The organism is Cupriavidus sp. SIMBA_020 (assembly GCF_046535395.1).
In the GTDB taxonomy this organism is placed as follows: Bacteria; Pseudomonadota; Gammaproteobacteria; order Burkholderiales; family Burkholderiaceae; genus Cupriavidus; species Cupriavidus campinensis.
Genome location: NZ_JAWRWU010000814.1, coordinates 1 through 264, shown reverse-complemented (window position 1 = coordinate 264; position 264 = coordinate 1). Strand labels below are relative to the sequence as shown.

The window sequence follows — 264 nt, the reverse complement described above, 5'->3', positions numbered from 1 at the left end:
CTCGCACGGCAAGATCGTCTCCGACAACCACCACGCGGACTGCGCCGAGATCGGCAAGCCGGGCGAAACGATCCGTCGCGTGCGCCTGCAATCTGGCTTCGGCAACATGCTCGTGTTCGTGACCGACGGCAAGCTGCCGTTCCCGTACGGCCGCGAAACGACCGGCTACGACGTGCCCGATCTGGATGCCACGCTCGCCAAGGCGCAGGCGGCCGGCGTGAAGGTGCTGGTGCCCGTCGCGCAGAACGCGGAAGGGCGCACGGC

At 68.6% G+C, this 264-nt stretch carries 1 protein-coding gene; it reads left to right on the top strand.

Annotated elements, in window-relative coordinates; all coding sequences use genetic code 11:
• Positions 1-264, top strand: a 264-nt coding sequence (locus tag SB751_RS31630; RefSeq protein WP_410749225.1) for a VOC family protein, incomplete at both ends; no start/stop codon positions are given.